Below are 18,051 nucleotides of genomic sequence, written 5' to 3' on the forward strand. Positions count from 1 at the left end.
CCTCGCTGTCGTTGGCTTCTTAAGAATGCCACCGTGGCGCTACTGACGCCTCGGCTTGGGCGAGTCCATCCAATTACAAAATCAAGAACTCGCTTGCAGGCAACATAGAATCTCCCACAGGTTTGATGTGATCCTGCGATCGGATGAGCGTGAAGTCCGGCACCTCTTACCTGTCAGACATCCCGGTATCGCGTTCCTAGTAAAGCATCATCTTCGCTTCATCCATTTCGGCACCCAAAGTTCCGCCGCTCATGTCCAGCCCCAGTTGATGAAACGCCGGAAGGCTGCTCAACTCGATCTGGCTGTAAGGGTGGCTGGTGCCCTGATAGATGTGTACGGTCGCGATTTGCACCAGATCGATGTAATCCGCTGATTGTGATACGCGGGTTAAGTCCTGAAAGCTTCCGGGGACGGAGGCCAGCATGTCCGGAAAATCCCACGAGCGCAGAAGTCTTTCGCCGATGACCGGGTGGATGGACTCGATCACATGGTTGAGGCTGACCGGATCAGCCAGCAGTTCGAAGTGATCTTCGGCGTAGGTCAGGATCGGCAGTACGCCGATCAGATGGATCAACCCGGCGAGCGTTGCCTTGTCGGGCTTGAGTGACGGGCGACGATAGCTCAGCGCATAGCTGATGCCTGCTACCTGCAGGCTTTGTTTCCATATCTCGCGCAACTTGCGTTCAACCACTTCAGACTTGGCGTGGAACATTTGCTCCACCACCAGCCCAATGGCCAGGTTGCAGGTGTAGTTGACACCCAGGCGGGTAATCGCCGTATTAACGTCGCTGACTTCAAAGTTCGGGCGCAGCAGGGGGCTGTTCACCACCTTGATCAAGCGTGCTGAAAGCGCGGTATCGCTGCCAATCACCCGGCTCAGCTCGGCGACGCTGATTTCGGTATTTTCGGCCGCCAGGCGAATCTTTAATGCTACTTCCGGAAGGGTAGGCAAGAACAGGGCGTCTCTATCGATCGCCTTGATCAAGTTCCTTTGCACCTCTTCAGCCATCTCGCTCATGTCGCATCTCGTAGACGTTTGGGTAGTCCCGTGCCTCTTCTTACCCAGGGTGCGAGGAGGCGGGACAGATATGCAGACATTTCCAGCGTGAAGGTGTTCGTCAGGTTCAGCGCTGTGTCTCGAGTTTGCTGTCCAGCGTGTACGGCAACTCAGCCAGTTGCAGGGCTGGGCCTTCCGGTGAGCCGAGCTGGATCTGGGCATTTTCCACCGCATCGGCCTGAAGCACCGCCAGCAGTTCGATGCCGGTTTCAGCCTTGGCCGCCAGGACGACGTTGCCGACGGCGCTGGCATGTACCGTGGAGAACAATGCCGCGCCTGGCTCTGGAAGTTCCTGGTCAGCAAGCGTCAAACGATAAAGGCGGCGTTTGAGCTTGCCGAGATACTGCATGCGCGCAACGATTTCCTGGCCTGTGTAGCAGCCTTTTTTGAAGCTCACACCGCCAACCGCCTGCAGGTTGACCATTTGCGGGATGAACTCTTCGCGGGTAGCACCGAACACCTGGCCGATACCGGCGCGGATCTGCCCCAACTGCCAATCGTTAAGCGTGCCTTCATTCAGTTGCGCCGCCAGACGTGATTGAACGTCACTGGCGTGATCGGCGCGCACCCATAATTCGGCCCGGGATGGGGAGACCCGAATTGCAATCAGGTCGTTGGCGCGGACTACCGAGTCAGTCTCTTGCGCGAGATCAAGGCCAAGATTGACCAGGGCGCCGTCGCCGTTATGCAGGCCGAATCGCACCCAGGAGGCGCTTTCATCGGTCAGCTTCGACTTGGAGAACACGGCGTATTTCTTCAGATCAGCCAGTTGTGGCTCGATCAGCTCACTGGCCATGGCAAGCAGGCAGCCATCGCCTTCGAGCAGAATGCGAAAGCTCGATTGCATGCGGCCCTTTTGCGTGCAGCGTGCACCCAGAGTGGCTTTGGTGTCACTCAGGTAATCGAGGTTGCAGGTCAATTGGCCCTGCAGGAATTTGCTGGCATCGACGCCGCGGACGGCGAGAACACCTTCATGGGAAAGCGGGCAGTAGAAAGCTGTATCGGCCATGAGTCATCGCAACGGAAAAAAGTCTGGGGCACATGATAGTGCCGAGTCCGGAGAATAGGTACATGAAAACTACTGCGACCATTGCGAGGTTCGCTCATGTGGCCTGCGGTTGTATACTCGCCGCCTATTTTGAGGAGCGCTCCATGGTCGAAGACGTCGAACTCAACCGCCTTTACTGGCACAGCCGCCGCGGCATGCTTGAACTGGATGTGCTGCTGGTACCGTTTGTCCGGGAAGTTTACCCGACGCTCAATGATGTCGACCGCGATCTGTATCGCCGCCTGCTGACCTGTGAAGACCAGGACATGTTTGGCTGGTTCATGCAGCGTGGCGAATCCGAAGATGCAGAGCTGCAGCGCATGGTTCGCATGATTCTGGATCGTGTCCAGCCAAAGTGACCGTTTTGAATGCCACTGGCGTGCCTCGCGTGCACTGTTGGTGGCGTATGGCATTGCGCAACTTCTGGCGCTGATCGCTCTTTATATGCTCGCCGTGCCAGGTTGGGTGTTGGCGCTAGGCCTGGTGCTGTGTGCAGCCCATGGCATTTATGTGTTATCCGGCTCAATTCTGCTGACTAGCGCCACTGCCTTTACCGGGCTGCGGCGCAATGCTGAGGGCTGGCAGTTGTGGAATCAGCGTGATGGCTGGCAGTCCGTGCAGATGTGCCGCGACAGCATGGCGCTGCCTCTGATCGTCGTGCTGCGCTTTCGCCTCGCGGATGAAAGTCGCAGCAGATGGCGAATGACGCGTGGTCTGTGTATCCCTCGCGACGCAATGGAGCCGGATATTCACCGGCGCCTGCGGCTGCGACTGAAATTCAGCCGACGTAGGTGGGCGGCACCAGAATAGTGTCGCGTGCTTCGGGCAGCATGTCTGGATAGTCCAGCGTGTAATGGAGGCCGCGAGACTCTTTGCGCTCCATGGCTGACCTGATCATCAGTTCGGCGACCTGTGCAAGATTCCTCAGTTCGATAAGGTCTCTGCTGACTTTGTAGTTGCTGTAGAACTCATCGATTTCGTCAAGCAGCAGGCGCACCCGGTGTTGAGCGCGCTGCAAACGCTTGTTGGTTCTCACGATCCCTACGTAATCCCACATGAAGCGCCGCAGTTCGTCCCAGTTGTGAGCGATGATCACGTCTTCGTCGGAGTCGGTCACCTGGCTGGCATCCCACATCGGCAAAGGCGCAACTTCCGGGATCTGCGGCAGTTGTTCGAGAATGTCTGCCGCCGCCGAGCGGGCGTAGACGAAGCACTCAAGCAGCGAGTTACTTGCCATGCGATTGGCGCCGTGTAAACCCGTGCAGCTGGTTTCGCCAATGGCATACAGGTTCGGTACGTCGGTACGACCGCGATAATCCACAATCACGCCGCCACAGGTGTAATGCGCGGCGGGTACCACCGGGATCGGATGGCGGGTGATGTCGATGGCGAATTCCAGGCAACGTTCATAGACCGTCGGGAAATGACCTTTGATGAAGGCTTCAGGCTTGTGGCTGATGTCCAGATAGACGCAATCGATGCCAAGGCGCTTCATCTCGTGGTCGATGGCGCGGGCGACGATGTCTCGAGGGGCCAATTCTGCGCGGGGATCGAAGCGTTGCATGAAGCGTTCGCCGTTGGGCAGTTTGAGGTGGGCGCCTTCACCACGTAGCGCTTCAGTTACCAGGAAGCTTTTGGCCTGCGGGTGATAGAGGCAGGTAGGGTGGAACTGGTTGAATTCCAGATTGGCTACCCGGCAACCAGACCGCCAGGCCATGGCGATGCCATCACCGCACGTGCCATCCGGGTTGCTGGTGTAGAGGTAGACTTTGGCTGCGCCGCCGGACGCGAGGACAGTGAAGCGTGCGCCATAAGTGTCGACTTCGCCGCTGCTGCGATTGAGTACATAGGCGCCGAGGCAGCGTTGTCCTTCCTGGCCGAGGCGGCGTTCAGTGATCAGGTCAATGGCCACCTTTTGTTCGAGTAATTCGATATTGGGTCGTGATCTGGCCTGCTCCAGCAATGTCTTGAAAATTGCTGCGCCAGTGGCATCTGCTGCGTGAATAATGCGCCGATGACTGTGACCGCCTTCACGGGTTAGATGGAATTCGAAGCCGGTGTCCTCAGGGCTCGAATGGTCTTCGCGAGTGAAGGGGACGCCTTGATCAATAAGCCACTGAATGGCTTCGCGACTGTGTTCGACGGTAAAGCGCGCCGCGTCTTCATTGCACAGTCCGCCGCCTGCATCGAGCGTGTCCGCCACATGGGATTGCACCGTGTCGCTTTGGTCGAGAACCGCTGCCACGCCACCCTGAGCCCAGAATGTAGAGCCATTGGCCAGCTCACCCTTGCTTAGAACCGCAATCCGTAAATGAGCGGGTAATGTCAGTGCGAGGCTCAAGCCTGCTGCGCCGCTGCCGATCACTAGTACGTCGTGTTGAAAATGTTTGCTCATCTATGAATTCCGCACGCTGCGGCCACTAGTATAAGTAAGGGTGTAGCGGCACAATAGCCGCGCCTTTATGGCAATGTGGAACTATGAAGGGCCCGGATTGTGCTCCAGTCCGTGTCTGAATGCATACCGTTTAGCGTCAGTTGGGTCGTAGATTGCTAAATACTGCGGCTATCTTCCTACGTACGGAGTGTTATTGGTCTCACAACTGCTATCGAACTTCGGGAACTTTTTATGATCACTCGGGTTCAATAGCTGGTTGCCTGTAGAGGGACGGCGTCGGCTTTGAGTGGGCTGATCAAGCTATCACCAGCGAATTCGACGACTAGATTATTCGCGCAGCCGACATGGTTCGAGCTGCGTTTTTCCGTGCGGACCATTGAGCGTCCACAGGAAACTTGCCTGGAGGGGAGAACTTTTGCGAGATGCCCGAGTCTATGTATGCAAGCCGACAGACTGGCTGGTACAGCGCTCCTTCAAGCTTTATGAGGAGTGTTCATGCTAACCCAGGAAGAAGATCAGCAGCTGGTCGAGCGCGTTCAGCGTGGCGACAAGCGAGCTTTTGATCTGTTGGTGCTGAAGTATCAGCACAAGATTCTCGGGTTGATCGTGCGTTTCGTGCACGACACCCATGAAGCTCAAGACGTAGCGCAAGAGGCTTTTATCAAGGCTTATCGTGCGCTCGGAAACTTTCGCGGTGACAGCGCCTTTTATACGTGGCTGTACCGCATCGCCATTAACACGGCGAAGAACTATCTGGTGTCGCGCGGTCGGCGACCACCTGATAGCGATGTAAGGTCTGAAGACGCGGAGTTCTACGATGGCGATCACGGCCTCAAGGACATCGAGTCGCCGGAGCGTGCATTGTTAAGGGATGAGATCGAGGGAACTGTCCATCGAACTATCCAGCTTCTCCCGGAAGATTTACGTACTGCCCTAACTTTACGTGAGTTCGACGGTCTGAGTTACGAAGACATTGCCAGCGTCATGCAATGTCCGGTGGGTACCGTACGTTCTCGGATTTTCCGGGCTCGGGAAGCCATCGATAAAGCCCTGCAGCCGTTGTTGCAGGAATCCTGAGACAGCGGCGATAGCCAAGAGAGGAACCGCCATGAGTCGTGAAGCCCTGCAGGAATCGCTGTCCGCAGTGATGGATAACGAAGCGGACGAACTGGAATTACGTCGGGTACTGAATGCCATTGACGATGCGGATACACGCGCCACATGGTCGCGTTATCAGATTGCTCGTGCAGCGATGCACAAAGAGCTGTTGATCCCTCACTTGGATATCACAGCTGCAGTTTCTGCCGCGATCGCCGACGAAGTCAGCCCATTGAAAGCTGCTCGTGGTCCATGGCGCAGCCTGGGTCGTCTGGCAGTTGCAGCGTCGGTTACCGTAGCGGTACTGGCTGGTGTGCGCTTGTACAACCAGGATGACATCGCCGGTGCACAGCTTGCTCAACAGGCTCCACAGCCTGCCAGCATGTCTGTACCGCAAGTGAAAGGTCCGGCCGTATTGGCTGGCTACACTGAGAGCAGCGAGCCTGCGCAAGGTCCGATGGTCAATGGTGTTTTGCAAGGTCAGTCCGGTCAGGATCAGCGTCTGCCAGGTTACCTGCGTCAACATGCTCAGCAAGCTGCGTTGAAAGGCACTGAAAGCGCTCTGCCTTACGCACGTGCTGCAAGCCTGGAAAACCGTTAAGGAGGATCATGCGCGCCATTCCTCTATTGCCTTTGTTGCTTGGTGGATGGCTTGTCCTCCCCGCTCACGCCGATGAAGCGCAAGATTCGCTAAAGCGTCTTGCGCAGGCTGAGCAGCAGCAAAGCTTTCAAGGTACCTTCGTTTACGAACGAAACGGTAGTTTCTCCACTCACCGAATCTGGCATCGGGTCACCGATGGCAAGGTTCGTGAGCGTTTGCTTCAGCTGGACGGTTCTGCTCAGGAAGTGTTGCGCGTAGACGGGGTAACCCAATGCGTCAGCGGCACTCTCGAAGCTGGAGTGTCTAATGTCCCCGATTCTGCAGTTCATGCATACGATGCTAAAAAGCTCTCTGCCTGGTACGACATGAAAGTTGTCGGTACCTCGCGTGTGGCGGGCCGTGCAGCAAAAATCATTGCCTTGAGCCCCAAAGATCAGCATCGCTACGGCATCGAACTACACCTCGATGATGAAACCGGTTTGCCTCTCAAATCGTTGTTGTTGAGCGAAAAAGGGCAACTACTGGAGCGTTTTCAATTCACCGAATTCGATACTGCCAGCGTCCCTGATGATCATGCGTTGCAAGCCAGTGCTGATTGCAAAGCAGTGGACGTCGCCAAGTCCAGGCCTGAAGCTTCGAAAAATCCGGCACCTTGGCATCTGGAGTGGATGCCGCCTGGTTTTGAACTCAGCAGCAGTGCAGTCCGTAAAGACCCGGCTACCAGCGTCCAGGTCAGTAACCTGATGTATGACGACGGTATTGCCCGGTTTTCGGTTTTCGTAGAGCCAATCAGTGGCGCTGTGGTGACTGATACGCGTACCCAGCTTGGTCCTACGGTGGCCGTGTCTCGTCGATTGACGACACCTAAAGGCGATGTGTTGGTGACGGTGGTCGGTGAAGTGCCCATCGGTACCGCTGAGCGAGTGGCGCTTTCGCTACGCAGCACTGATCTGCAAGCCAGCAAGAAGTAGGTCGTAAAAGTGCTGGTTCGAGCCCAAGATGTAGAAGGTTTCATCTTGGGCTCGGCAAGCCGCACAGCAAGCCTTTGCAGGATTTCTGGTCAGTTCGCCGAAATGTTTGGTGAGGTTTCCAGGTTGCAAAAACTCTCGTTTTTTTCTATAGGTCACAGCCTTGCAGCTCTGGCCTTTGTTGTTTCCGGGTCAGAGAAATGGCTGCTGGGAATATGCACTCGGTCGAGTGCCATGGACGCAGGCTCATTGGGCCTTTCGGTCTGTACTGCTTAACTCTGCTCGTTGTGAACGGGAGCCGTATGTCTATACCAAGCTTGAAATCCTATCTTTCACTATTTGCTGCCGTGCTGATGCTCGGGCAAGTCGTCTCCGCTCAGGCCGAGTCGCTGCCGGACTTCACCACGCTCGTAGAGCAAGCCTCGCCGGCCGTCGTGAATATCAGTACCCGGCAGAAAATGCCCGAGCGTTCGGTCGCCCAGAATCAAATGCCTGACCTTGAAGGCCTGCCGCCGATGTTGCGCGAGTTTCTTGAGCGCAGCGTTCCGCCTGGCTCCCGTCCGCCTGGTTCGGGTCGTGGAGATCGTCAGCGTGAAGCGCAATCTCTAGGCTCCGGGTTCATTATCTCGGCTGATGGTTATGTGTTGACCAATAACCACGTGATCGACGGCGCTGACGAGATTCTGGTTCGTCTGTCCGATCGCAGCGAACTCAAAGCCAAGCTGGTTGGCACTGATCCACGTACTGACGTGGCGGTATTGAAGATCGAAGGCAAAGACCTGCCAACCGTCAAACTCGGCAACTCCGAGAAACTGAAGGTCGGCGAGTGGGTGCTGGCGATCGGTTCGCCGTTCGGTTTTGACCATTCCGTGACCAAAGGTATCGTCAGCGCCAAGGGCCGTAGTCTGCCTAACGACACATACGTGCCGTTCATCCAGACCGACGTGGCGATCAACCCGGGTAACTCCGGTGGTCCGCTGTTCAACATGGCGGGCGAGGTGGTCGGTATCAACTCGCAGATTTTCACTCGCTCCGGTGGCTTCATGGGACTGTCGTTCGCGATTCCTATCGACGTAGCGCTGGATGTTGCCAATCAGATCAAGGCCAGCGGCAAGGTAAACCGTGGCTGGCTGGGGGTTGTGATTCAAGAGGTCAACAAAGACCTCGCTGAATCCTTCGGTCTGGACAAGCCTGCCGGTGCACTGGTTGCGCAAGTCCTCGACAATGGTCCGGCTGCGAAGGGTGGCCTGCAGGTGGGCGACGTGATCCTGAGTGCCAATGGCACGCCTATCGTGATGTCGGCTGATTTGCCGCACCTGATTGGCAATCTCAAAGATGGCAGCAAGGCTGAGCTGGGTATTATTCGCGACGGTAAACGCCAGACCCTGAACGTCACCGTAGGTGCGTTGCCTGACGAAGGTCAGGAAATGGGCGCTGGGGATGCTGCCGGCGCCGAGCGCAGCAGTAATCGTCTGGGCGTATCGGTTGTGGACTTGACCGCTGAGCAGCAGAAGACGCTTGAACTCAAGGGTGGTGTCGTCATCAAGGAAGTGACCGACGGTCCGGCGGCTCTCATCGGCTTGCAGGCTGGCGATGTGATTACCCACTTGAACAATCAGGCCATCAGCTCGGCGAAGAACTTCACCGAAATAGCCAAAGGCTTGCCGAAGAATCGCTCGGTTTCCATGCGCGTACTGCGTCAGGGGCGTGCGAGCTTCATCACCTTCAAGCTGGCTGAATAGTCGGGTCGATCAGCGAAAAGGGCGGTGCTTACCGCCCTTTTTTGTGCGTGGTGTGCGCTCTAATGTTGATCCTGTCGCCGCTGAACGTGACGCCCAAGCGTTAGTTCAGGTACAATTCCCGGCTATTTTTCGGCGGGCAATCTGCCTGCAACCTTTTTGAGTGTTGATCCGTGAGTGATTTGAGTCATATCCGTAATTTCTCCATCATCGCCCACATTGACCATGGCAAGTCGACGCTGGCCGACCGCTTCATTCAAATGTGCGGCGGCTTGTCCGAGCGTGAAATGGAAGCTCAGGTACTTGACTCCATGGATCTCGAGCGTGAGCGCGGGATCACCATCAAGGCCCACAGCGTTACGCTGCACTACAAGGCCAATGACGGTAAAACCTACCAGCTGAACTTCATCGACACCCCGGGTCACGTCGACTTCACCTATGAAGTCAGCCGTTCCCTGGCCGCGTGCGAAGGTGCGTTGCTGGTTGTGGATGCCGGTCAAGGCGTTGAGGCACAGTCTGTTGCCAACTGCTACACCGCCATCGAGCAGGGCCTTGAGGTCATGCCGGTCCTGAACAAGATGGACTTGCCGCAGGCCGATCCGGACCGCGTCAAGGACGAAATCGAGAAGATCATCGGCATTGACGCCACCGATGCCGTGGCGTGCAGCGCCAAGAGCGGCATGGGCGTTGCTGAGGTACTGGAGCGTCTGGTTCACACCATTCCTGCACCTACCGGCAACATCGAAGATCCGCTGCAAGCGTTGATCATCGACTCGTGGTTCGACAATTATCTGGGTGTTGTCTCCCTGGTACGTGTCCGTCACGGCCGGGTGAGGAAGGGCGACAAGATTCTTGTGAAGTCCACCGGCAAGATGCACCTGGTCGACAGCGTGGGCGTTTTCAGCCCCAAGCACACCGCCACCGTTGACCTGAAAGCCGGCGAAGTAGGCTTCATCATCGCCGGCATCAAAGACATTCACGGCGCGCCGGTCGGTGACACGCTGACGTTGAGCACCACGCCGGATGTTGAAGTCCTGCCCGGTTTCAAACGCATTCAGCCGCAGGTTTACGCCGGTCTGTTCCCGGTCAGCTCCGATGACTTTGAAGACTTCCGCGAAGCGCTGCAAAAGCTGACGCTGAATGACTCCTCCTTGCAGTATTCGCCAGAAAGCTCTGACGCACTGGGCTTCGGCTTCCGTTGCGGCTTCCTCGGCATGCTGCACATGGAGATCATCCAGGAGCGTCTGGAGCGCGAGTACGATCTGGACCTGATCACCACAGCGCCGACGGTTATCTTCGAGCTTTTGCTCAAGACCGGTGAAACGATTTACGTCGATAACCCATCCAAGCTGCCAGACCTTTCGGCTGTCGAAGACATGCGCGAACCTATCGTTCGGGCAAATATTCTTGTGCCGCAGGAACACCTTGGTAACGTCATTACTCTGTGTATCGAGAAGCGTGGTGTTCAGCACGACATGCTGTTCCTTGGTACCCAGGTGCAAGTGACCTACGATTTGCCGATGAACGAAGTGGTTCTGGACTTCTTCGACCGTCTCAAATCGGTAAGCCGTGGTTATGCATCGCTGGACTATCATTTCGACCGTTATCAGTCCGCGAATCTGGTGAAGCTGGACGTCCTGATCAACGCCGAGAAGGTCGATGCACTGGCGCTGATCGTGCACCGTGACAACGCGGCTTACAAAGGCCGCGCGTTGACCGAGAAAATGAAAGAGCTGATTCCTCGGCAGATGTTCGACGTAGCGATTCAGGCTGCCATTGGCGGTCAGATCATTGCGCGTACCACCGTCAAGGCACTCAGAAAGAACGTATTGGCCAAATGTTACGGCGGCGACGTCAGCCGGAAACGTAAATTGCTTGAGAAGCAAAAGGCCGGTAAGAAACGCATGAAGCAGGTCGGCAACGTGGAAATTCCACAAGAAGCTTTCCTTGCAGTGCTCAGGTTGGAATAGTCAGGTCCTATGTCACTAAATTTCCCGCTGTTGCTGGTCATCGCTGTATTCGTCTGCGGTTTGCTGGCGTTGCTTGATCTGGTCATCCTGGCTCCTCGTCGCCGGACTGCCATCACAACGTATCAAGGCAGTGTCAGCCAGCCGGATGTTGCGGTGGTAGAGCGCCTGAACAAGGAACCTTTGCTGGTTGAATACGGCAAATCGTTCTTCCCGGTGCTGTTCATCGTTCTGGTGCTGCGTTCGTTTCTGGTCGAGCCGTTTCAGATACCCTCCGGGTCGATGATTCCGACGCTGCGGGTAGGTGATTTCATCCTGGTGAACAAGTTCTCTTACGGGATTCGCTTGCCGGTCATCGATGAGAAAGTGATCTCGATCGGCGAACCGAAACACGGTGACGTTATGGTGTTCCGCTACCCGAGCGACCCGAGCGTCAACTACATCAAGCGTGTAATCGGTTTGCCGGGTGACCGGATTCGCTACACCGGTGACAAGAAGCTGTTCATCAACGGTGAGCTGGTTGCCAAGCAACTGATCGGTACTGAGCCAGGCACCTTGGGCAGTGCAGAGCTGTACAGCGAGAAGCTGGGTGAAGTCGAGCATCAGATCCGTCAGGAAATGACTCGTTACCGTGCGCAGCCTGACCACGAGTGGACAGTGCCGGCCGGCCATTACTTCATGATGGGCGACAACCGCGACAACTCCAACGACAGCCGCTACTGGGATGATCCCAATATCCCCAAGGATGAGCTGGGTATGGTTCCGGACAAGAACATCGTCGGCAAAGCCTTTGCCGTATGGATGAGCTGGCCTGAGCCAAAACTGAGTCACTTCCCTAACTTCTCGCGGGTTGGGTTGATAAAGTAATCAATACGGCGCTGTTTTCTACAGCGCCGTATGTCATTTGGGTTGCTCGAAAAATGTGCTGCGACTGGTGGGTACATCTGCGAGTGCGGTGACGAGCTATCCTTGGAGTCGTACATGACGTTCGCCGGTTCGCAAAAGGGATGGTCGTTTACAGGAGTATTGCTGGCGGCAGCGCTGGGGATTTTCGCACTGAGTGTGGCTTTCAAGCTGGTCCCGCATTACCTGGATAACAGGGAGATGAAGAAAATCATTAATGCGGTCGACAGCAACCCTGCTCTGGAAATCACTACGATCAGCGATTTTTACAGCTATGTCGGGAAGAATATGCAGGTCAACAGTATTCGGGATGTGGATTTGAACAAGGCGTTAAGCGTGACGGTAGTGAACAACAGGTTCGTTGCCCATTTGAAATATGAACAACGTGAACCATTGATCCGCAACATTGATCTGGTGGTCATGTTCGACGACACCATCAGCGTGGGTAAACCGTGAGCGTTTCCTTGAGTCGCCTGGAGCGTCAGCTCGGCTATACCTTCAAGGATCAGGAACTGATGGTCCTGGCCCTGACTCACCGTAGTTTCGCTGGTCGCAATAATGAGCGTCTGGAGTTCCTCGGTGATGCCATTCTGAACTTCGTTGCGGGTGAAGCGCTGTTTGACCGCTTCCCGCAGGCACGTGAAGGCCAGTTGTCGCGTCTGCGAGCGCGTCTGGTGAAAGGCGAAACCCTGGCCTTGCTGGCCCGCGGTTTTGATCTGGGTGAGTACCTGCGCCTCGGGTCTGGCGAATTGAAGAGCGGCGGCTTCCGTCGTGAGTCGATTCTGGCCGACGCCCTTGAGGCGCTGATTGGTGCGATTTATCTGGATGCAGGCATGGAGATGGCTCGCGAACGCGTGCTGGCCTGGCTGACCACGGAGTTCGACAGCCTGACGCTGGTCGACACCAACAAAGATCCAAAAACCCGATTGCAGGAGTTTCTGCAGTCGCGTGCCTGTGAGCTGCCGCGTTACGAGGTGGTGGATATCCAGGGCGAACCGCATTGCCGGACATTTTTTGTCGAATGCGAGATCACCTTATTGAATGAAAAAAGCCGGGGTCAGGGTGTCAGCCGTCGTATTGCCGAACAGGTAGCAGCGGCCGCAGCACTCATTGCCCTTGGCGTGGAGAACGGCCATGACTGATTCAACCGCAACACGCTGTGGCTACGTTGCCATCGTCGGCCGCCCGAACGTGGGCAAATCCACGCTGCTCAACCACATTCTTGGTCAGAAGCTGGCGATTACCTCGCGCAAGCCGCAGACCACTCGCCACAACATGCTGGGCATCAAGACCGAAGGCGCTGTGCAGGCTATCTACGTCGATACACCGGGCATGCACAAGAATGGCGAGAAGGCGCTCAATCGCTACATGAACAAGACGGCCTCGGCTGCGTTGAAAGACGTTGATGTTGTCATCTTCGTGGTTGACCGTACCCGCTGGACCGACGAAGACCAGATGGTTCTCGAACGCGTGCAGTATGTTCAGGGCCCACTGATCCTGGCGATCAACAAGACCGACCGGATCGAAGACAAGGCTGAGCTGATGCCGCATCTGGAGTGGCTGCAAGGCCAGCTGCCGAATGCGTCCATCGTGCCGATTTCCGCGCAACACGGGCACAATCTTGACGCGCTGGAAAGTTTGATTGCTTCGCACCTGCCGGAAAACGATCACTTCTTCCCGGAAGACCAGATCACCGACCGCAGCAGCCGCTTCCTCGCCGCCGAGCTGGTCCGTGAGAAGATCATGCGCCAGTTGGGTGCCGAGCTGCCTTACCAGATCACCGTGGAAATCGAAGAATTCAAGCAGCAGGGCAAAACCCTGCATATCCATGCCTTGATTCTTGTTGAGCGTGACGGCCAGAAGAAAATCATCATTGGCGACAAGGGCGATCGCATCAAGCGTATCGGCACTGAAGCGCGCCGCGACATGGAGTTGCTGTTCGACTCCAAGGTCATGCTCAACCTTTGGGTCAAAGTCAAAGGCGGCTGGTCCGATGACGAACGCGCCCTGCGTTCGCTTGGCTACGGCGACCTGTAAATCCTGATCTGTCCGGTACTGCCCGTGCGGCGGTACCGGATTGCCTGAACGCCTTCGCTTCTCTCGAGCCGCCCTGAAATGATCAGCGTGCCAGTCGGCCAACCTGCTTACGTGTTGCACAGCCGGGCGTACCGTGAAAACAGCGCGCTGGTGGACTTCCTCACGCCTCAAGGTCGCTTGCGTGCAGTGCTGCGCAGTGCGCGCGGCAAGGCGGGTACACTGGCGCGGCCGTTTGTCCCGCTGGAAGTGGAATTCCGTGGCCGTGGCGAGCTGAAAAATGTCGGGCGTATGGAAAGCTCCGGCGTCGCCAGCTGGATGGTAGGTGATGCATTGTTCAGCGGGCTTTACCTCAACGAACTGCTGATCCGCCTGTTGCCTGCCGAAGACCCCCATCCCGCCGTGTTCGATCACTACGCCGCAACGTTGCAAGCCCTGGCAGAGGGGCGACCGCTGGAGCCATTGCTGCGCTCCTTCGAATGGCGTCTGCTGGATGATCTGGGCTACGGCTTCGCGCTGGATGTCGATATCAATGGCGAACCACTGGATGCCAAGGGCATGTATCGGCTGCAAGTGGATGCGGGGCTTGAACAGGTGTATCTGTTACAGCCAGGATTGTTCAATGGCACCGAATTGCTGGCTATGGCGCAAGCCGACTGGAGTGCTCCGGGTGCTTTGTCCGCTGCCAAGCGACTGATGCGTCAGGCGCTGGCTGTGCATCTGGGCGGCCGCCCATTGGTCAGTCGCGAACTGTTTCGCAAGCCGTAACCAGGCTTTATGCTCACCGACCTGTTTCGATCATATTTCAGGAGACACCCGTGACTCACAGCACTCGCATCCTTCTTGGCGTAAACATCGACCATGTTGCCACCTTGCGTCAGGCCCGCGGTACGCGTTATCCGGATCCGGTCAAGGCCGCGCTGAACGCTGAAGAGGCGGGTGCAGATGGCATCACCGTGCATTTGCGTGAAGACCGTCGTCACATTCAGGAGCGCGACGTCCTGCTGCTCAAGGACGTGTTGCAGACCCGCATGAACTTCGAAATGGGTGTCACCGAAGAGATGCTCGCGTTTGCCGAGCGTATCCGTCCGGCTCACGTTTGCCTTGTACCGGAAACACGTCAGGAGCTTACCACTGAGGGCGGTCTGGACGTTGCAGGGCAAGAAGCCCGGATCAAGGCGGCGGTTGAGCGTTTGAGCAGGATTGGCTGTGAAGTGTCGCTGTTTATCGATGCCGATGAGAAACAAATCGCTGCTTCAAAGCGTGTGGGCGCACCGGCTATCGAGTTACACACTGGCCGCTATGCAGATGCTCAAACACCGACTGAAGTCGCTGAAGAGTTGAAGCGGATCGCCGATGGTGTGGCTTTTGGTTTGAGCGAAGGCTTGATCGTCAATGCCGGTCACGGCCTGCATTACCACAACGTCGAAGCCGTGGCGGCGATCAAGGGCATCAACGAACTGAACATCGGCCACGCATTGGTGGCCCATGCGCTGTTCGTGGGTTTCAAGGCTGCTGTGGCAGAGATGAAAGCGTTGATTGTGGCTGCGGCGCATAAAGCCTGATTTTGAGTGGGGTCTGTGGGAGCCGAGCTTGCTCGCGATAAGGGCGACGCGGTTTGCCTGATGTTCTGCGCCGTCCCAATCGCGAGCAAGCTCGGCTCCCACAGGTGATCAGTGGTACATGATCTTTACGGCTTGCGCCCCACAATCACCGCGCGCATCGGCGCTGGCAGGCCTTCCACGGTTTTGCTGTGATCGTCCGGGTCAAGGAAGTCGCTCAGCGACTGGTAGCGCATCCACTCCGTACCGCGTTGTTCCTCAACAGTGGTCACGCTGACATCCACGCAACGCACATCCACGAAGCCTGCGCGGCGTAGCCACAATTCGAGGGCGGGCACAGAAGGCAGGAACCACACGTTTCGCATCTGTGAGTAGCGATCTTCCGGTACAAGAACCTGATGCACGTCGCCTTCCACCACCATGGTTTCGAGCACGAGTTCGCCACCTTTGACCAGGCAATCCTTGAGCGCCAGCAAGTGATCAATGGGCGACTTGCGGTGATACAACACGCCCATGGAAAACACTGTGTCGAAGCCTTCCAGACGCGGGGGCAGGTCCTCCAGGGCAAACGGCAGATGCCACGCCGGTAAGTCGGGCAGGTATTTCTGCATGGCCTGGAACTGACAGAAAAACAGCCAGTTCGGATCGACACCGATCACGCTGTCAGCCCCGGCACCCAGCATGCGCCATTGGTAGTAGCCGTTGCCACAACCCACATCCAGCACGCGCTTGCCCTTGAGGTTCAGGTGCGGCGAGACACGCGACCACTTCCAGTCTGAACGCCACTCGGTATCAATGTGCACGCCGAATACATCGAACGGGCCTTTGCGCCAGGGAGATAGCCCCATCAAAGCTGTACGGGTTTGTGTCCGGGTCTCATCGTCACAATCGACGTCGAGGGTAAAGCTGTTGTCGAGTTCGACACGCGACGGTATCAAATCCGGCAGCGCATTGAGAGCACCTTGCCAGCGCTCCAGGTCGCCATGACCCTTGGCCATTTTTGTGTCGAGTTGAGCCTGCAGGCCGTTGGCCCATTCAGCCAGAGGAGTGCCCGCCAGACGGCGGACCAGTGGGGCAAGATCAATCATGGCAGGGCAATCAACGAGGCAAAGTTAAGGCACTGGAACCACGGCACCACCTTGGAAAAGCCCGCGTCGAGCAGGCGTTGGCGGTGTTCTTCGAGGCTGTCGGGTTTCATCACGTTTTCAATGGCGCTGCGCTTCTGGGCGATTTCCAGCTCGCTGTAGCCGTTGGCACGCTTGAACGCGATGTGCAGGTCGGTGAGCAAGGTGTGTTCCTGCTCATCATTGAAACGCAGCTTTTCGGACAGAATCAGCGCGCCGCCGGGGATCAGTGCCTGACGAATACGGCTCAGCAAAGCCAGGCGCTGCTCGGGGGCGATGAATTGCAGCGTGAAATTGAGTGCGACCACCGAAGCAGGCTGAAACTCAAGGGCCAGAATGTCGCCATCAATCACTTGTACCGGCAGCAACTCCTGAAACATCGAGTCCTGCGCATTCAGGTATTCCCGGCAGCGCTCGACCATGGCGGCCGAGTTATCCACTGCGATCACTTTGCACCCTTCGACCCGCACATGGCGGCGCAAGGCTTGCGTGACAGCGCCGAGTGAACTGCCCAGGTCATACAGCACGCTGTTGGGTTGGGCGAATTGCGCGGAGAGCACGCCAAGGTTTTCGACAATCGTCGGATAGCCTGGCACCGAACGCTTGATCATGTCCGGGAAGACCCGCACCACGTCTTCGTTGAAGGCGAAGTCCGGCACCTGGGCAAGGGGCTGGGCGAAAATGCGGTCGGGTTCTTTGCTCACGGTTGTTCCGGCGGGGGCTGAAAAGTGCGGCATTTTAGCCAAATCCGCGCCTCGGCTGAAACCTCATCTCATCGAACGACAGCAAAACCTGTTCAGTTGACGGTAATGGTGCAGTCGAAGGTCTGTTCCGGTGGTACTTCCGGGGCCCAGGGCTGTTGATAAATCATCAGCAGGCGACCGGTTCCGGCAGTCGACGCCTGATAGCGCCACACCGATTGGCCAGCGCTACCGACCATGTTCTTGTCACCTGAGTTGTTATAAACCTCAGGGCCGAGACTGCGCAGAATTGATGACGCAGCGTCCTGGACCTGCCAGCGATAACCGGTGGTGGGCGAGCTGGGCAAACTCAGTATCAACGTCTGGCCCGTTTTGAGGGGCAGTGGGCAGTCGCTTTGATCTTCGAGGGTGACGATATGTTTGGGTTGCTGCGCACAGGCAGTGAGCAGCGACAGGCTTAGCAGGGCTAGCAGACGGGCAGTGGGCATGGTGGCTCCGGTCTTCAAACGAGACCGGAGCATAACCGATGAATTATGGGTGTGGGAGAGAGTTAGCTTGTTGGCGAGGGTTTGACGCGGTGGGACAGGTCTGACGCCTCGCGAACAAGTTCGCTCCTACCGGGTAGTGACGTGTCCGGTAGGAGTTAACTCGTTGCCGAGAGGTTTGACGCGGTGTGACAGGTTTGACGCCTCGCGAACAAGTTCGCTTCTACCGGGTAGTGACGTGTCCGGTAGGAGGTAACTTGTTGCCGAGAGGTTTGACGCGGTGTGACAGGTTTGACGCCTCGCGAACAAGTTCGCTCCTACCGGGTAGTGACGTGTCCGGTAGGAGGTAACTTGTTGCCGAGAGTTGAC

General features: G+C 56.8%; 19 protein-coding genes. 13 read left to right on the forward strand and 6 right to left on the reverse strand.

Annotated features, from left to right (window positions below; translation table 11 throughout):
* Positions 1-196: 196 nt before the first annotated feature.
* Both RX972_RS13895 and RX972_RS13900 read right to left on the reverse strand, forming a co-directional pair.
* Complete coding sequence (locus tag RX972_RS13895) at positions 197-1,018, reverse strand: HDOD domain-containing protein (RefSeq protein ID WP_231677059.1); 822 nt, start codon at positions 1,016-1,018, stop codon at positions 197-199.
* Positions 1,019-1,124: 106 nt separating this feature from the next.
* Positions 1,125-2,066 carry a folate-binding protein YgfZ gene (locus tag RX972_RS13900; protein WP_316876094.1) on the reverse strand — a complete coding sequence of 314 codons (942 nt, stop codon included), beginning with the start codon at positions 2,064-2,066 and terminating at the stop codon, positions 1,125-1,127.
* A gap of 143 nt (positions 2,067-2,209) precedes the next feature.
* Here RX972_RS13900 and RX972_RS13905 point away from each other — a divergent pair, with 143 nt between their 5' ends.
* Positions 2,210-2,464: a succinate dehydrogenase assembly factor 2 gene (locus RX972_RS13905; RefSeq protein ID WP_027899769.1), complete on the forward strand. Its 255-nt coding sequence runs from the start codon at positions 2,210-2,212 to the stop codon at positions 2,462-2,464.
* Positions 2,448-2,915 carry a protein YgfX gene (locus tag RX972_RS13910; protein WP_263270700.1) on the forward strand — a complete coding sequence of 156 codons (468 nt, stop codon included), beginning with the start codon at positions 2,448-2,450 and terminating at the stop codon, positions 2,913-2,915. Before RX972_RS13905 ends, RX972_RS13910 begins: the two co-directional genes overlap by 17 nt.
* On the opposite strand, the gene nadB is transcribed toward RX972_RS13910, so the two are convergent.
* Positions 2,884-4,500 carry an L-aspartate oxidase gene (gene nadB, locus RX972_RS13915; RefSeq protein ID WP_316876097.1) on the reverse strand — a complete coding sequence of 539 codons (1,617 nt, stop codon included), beginning with the start codon at positions 4,498-4,500 and terminating at the stop codon, positions 2,884-2,886. The two genes, RX972_RS13910 and nadB, sit on opposite strands and share 32 nt — an antisense overlap.
* Before the next feature lie 495 nt (positions 4,501-4,995).
* On the opposite strand from nadB, the gene rpoE reads away from it, so the two are divergent.
* The 11 genes from rpoE to pdxJ all read left to right on the forward strand — a co-directional run bounded on the left by rpoE (position 4,996) and on the right by pdxJ (position 15,375).
* A complete protein-coding gene (rpoE, locus tag RX972_RS13920; RefSeq protein ID WP_020288878.1) occupies positions 4,996-5,577 on the forward strand; it encodes an RNA polymerase sigma factor RpoE in 582 nt (193 codons plus the stop codon).
* Positions 5,578-5,608: 31 nt separating this feature from the next.
* Entirely contained in the window at positions 5,609-6,199 is a 591-nt protein-coding gene (locus RX972_RS13925; RefSeq protein WP_027899772.1) for a sigma-E factor negative regulatory protein, read from the forward strand.
* 8 nt (positions 6,200-6,207) lie between these two features.
* Positions 6,208-7,170: a MucB/RseB C-terminal domain-containing protein gene (locus RX972_RS13930; protein ID WP_231677064.1), complete on the forward strand. Its 963-nt coding sequence runs from the start codon at positions 6,208-6,210 to the stop codon at positions 7,168-7,170.
* Between the two features lie 350 nt (positions 7,171-7,520).
* Positions 7,521-8,909 carry a DegQ family serine endoprotease gene (locus RX972_RS13935; RefSeq protein ID WP_373562208.1) on the forward strand — a complete coding sequence of 463 codons (1,389 nt, stop codon included), beginning with the start codon at positions 7,521-7,523 and terminating at the stop codon, positions 8,907-8,909.
* Positions 8,910-9,079: 170 nt separating this feature from the next.
* Positions 9,080-10,876: a translation elongation factor 4 gene (gene lepA, locus RX972_RS13940; protein ID WP_027899775.1), complete on the forward strand. Its 1,797-nt coding sequence runs from the start codon at positions 9,080-9,082 to the stop codon at positions 10,874-10,876.
* A 9-nt stretch (positions 10,877-10,885) separates the two neighbouring features.
* A complete protein-coding gene (gene lepB, locus RX972_RS13945; RefSeq protein ID WP_027899776.1) occupies positions 10,886-11,740 on the forward strand; it encodes a signal peptidase I in 855 nt (284 codons plus the stop codon).
* A 114-nt stretch (positions 11,741-11,854) separates the two neighbouring features.
* Positions 11,855-12,232: a DUF4845 domain-containing protein gene (locus RX972_RS13950; RefSeq protein ID WP_027899777.1), complete on the forward strand. Its 378-nt coding sequence runs from the start codon at positions 11,855-11,857 to the stop codon at positions 12,230-12,232.
* Positions 12,229-12,918, forward strand: coding sequence for a ribonuclease III (gene rnc, locus RX972_RS13955; RefSeq protein ID WP_027899778.1), 690 nt, complete (start codon positions 12,229-12,231; stop codon positions 12,916-12,918). The genes RX972_RS13950 and rnc overlap by 4 nt, the downstream gene beginning before the upstream one ends.
* Complete coding sequence (era, locus tag RX972_RS13960; protein ID WP_027899779.1) at positions 12,911-13,813, forward strand: GTPase Era; 903 nt, start codon at positions 12,911-12,913, stop codon at positions 13,811-13,813. The genes rnc and era overlap by 8 nt, the downstream gene beginning before the upstream one ends.
* 78 nt (positions 13,814-13,891) lie before the next feature.
* Positions 13,892-14,578 (forward strand): DNA repair protein RecO, encoded by a 687-nt coding sequence (gene recO, locus RX972_RS13965; RefSeq protein ID WP_410478231.1) that lies wholly within the window; start codon positions 13,892-13,894, stop codon positions 14,576-14,578.
* Positions 14,579-14,628: 50 nt separating this feature from the next.
* Complete coding sequence (gene pdxJ, locus RX972_RS13970; protein WP_316876110.1) at positions 14,629-15,375, forward strand: pyridoxine 5'-phosphate synthase; 747 nt, start codon at positions 14,629-14,631, stop codon at positions 15,373-15,375.
* A 125-nt stretch (positions 15,376-15,500) separates the two neighbouring features.
* On the opposite strand, the gene cmoB is transcribed toward pdxJ, so the two are convergent.
* From cmoB to RX972_RS13985, 3 genes are read right to left on the reverse strand one after another with little or no spacing between them, the layout of a single operon-like run.
* Entirely contained in the window at positions 15,501-16,460 is a 960-nt protein-coding gene (gene cmoB / locus RX972_RS13975; RefSeq protein ID WP_263270707.1) for a tRNA 5-methoxyuridine(34)/uridine 5-oxyacetic acid(34) synthase CmoB, read from the reverse strand.
* Positions 16,457-17,233 carry a carboxy-S-adenosyl-L-methionine synthase CmoA gene (gene cmoA / locus RX972_RS13980; protein WP_316876113.1) on the reverse strand — a complete coding sequence of 259 codons (777 nt, stop codon included), beginning with the start codon at positions 17,231-17,233 and terminating at the stop codon, positions 16,457-16,459. The genes cmoB and cmoA overlap by 4 nt, the downstream gene beginning before the upstream one ends.
* A 59-nt stretch (positions 17,234-17,292) precedes the next feature.
* The gene (locus RX972_RS13985; protein ID WP_231677068.1) at positions 17,293-17,685 is read right to left on the reverse strand and encodes a protease inhibitor I42 family protein; all 393 of its coding nucleotides are present in this window, start codon (positions 17,683-17,685) and stop codon (positions 17,293-17,295) included.
* Positions 17,686-18,051 lie beyond the last annotated feature (366 nt).

The sequence above is a fragment of the Pseudomonas syringae group sp. J309-1 genome, assembly GCF_032582135.1.
Lineage (GTDB): Bacteria > Pseudomonadota > Gammaproteobacteria > Pseudomonadales > Pseudomonadaceae > Aquipseudomonas > Aquipseudomonas quasicaspiana.

Excerpts from the sequence above, each read along its gene's own strand:
- RX972_RS13895 (WP_231677059.1), bottom strand. The coding sequence starts at position 1,018 with ATGAGCGAGATGGCTGAAGAGGTGCAAAGGAACTTGATCAAGGCGATC.
- RX972_RS13900 (WP_316876094.1), bottom strand. The coding sequence starts at position 2,066 with ATGGCCGATACAGCTTTCTACTGCCCGCTTTCCCATGAAGGTGTTCTC.
- RX972_RS13905 (WP_027899769.1), top strand. The coding sequence starts at position 2,210 with ATGGTCGAAGACGTCGAACTCAACCGCCTTTACTGGCACAGCCGCCGC.
- nadB (WP_316876097.1), bottom strand. The coding sequence starts at position 4,500 with ATGAGCAAACATTTTCAACACGACGTACTAGTGATCGGCAGCGGCGCA.
- rpoE (WP_020288878.1), top strand. The coding sequence starts at position 4,996 with ATGCTAACCCAGGAAGAAGATCAGCAGCTGGTCGAGCGCGTTCAGCGT.
- RX972_RS13925 (WP_027899772.1), top strand. The coding sequence starts at position 5,609 with ATGAGTCGTGAAGCCCTGCAGGAATCGCTGTCCGCAGTGATGGATAAC.
- RX972_RS13930 (WP_231677064.1), top strand. The coding sequence starts at position 6,208 with ATGCGCGCCATTCCTCTATTGCCTTTGTTGCTTGGTGGATGGCTTGTC.
- RX972_RS13935 (WP_373562208.1), top strand. The coding sequence starts at position 7,521 with ATGCTCGGGCAAGTCGTCTCCGCTCAGGCCGAGTCGCTGCCGGACTTC.
- lepB (WP_027899776.1), top strand. The coding sequence starts at position 10,886 with ATGTCACTAAATTTCCCGCTGTTGCTGGTCATCGCTGTATTCGTCTGC.
- RX972_RS13950 (WP_027899777.1), top strand. The coding sequence starts at position 11,855 with ATGACGTTCGCCGGTTCGCAAAAGGGATGGTCGTTTACAGGAGTATTG.
- era (WP_027899779.1), top strand. The coding sequence starts at position 12,911 with ATGACTGATTCAACCGCAACACGCTGTGGCTACGTTGCCATCGTCGGC.
- recO (WP_410478231.1), top strand. The coding sequence starts at position 13,892 with ATGATCAGCGTGCCAGTCGGCCAACCTGCTTACGTGTTGCACAGCCGG.
- cmoB (WP_263270707.1), bottom strand. The coding sequence starts at position 16,460 with ATGATTGATCTTGCCCCACTGGTCCGCCGTCTGGCGGGCACTCCTCTG.
- cmoA (WP_316876113.1), bottom strand. The coding sequence starts at position 17,233 with ATGCCGCACTTTTCAGCCCCCGCCGGAACAACCGTGAGCAAAGAACCC.
- RX972_RS13985 (WP_231677068.1), bottom strand. The coding sequence starts at position 17,685 with ATGCCCACTGCCCGTCTGCTAGCCCTGCTAAGCCTGTCGCTGCTCACT.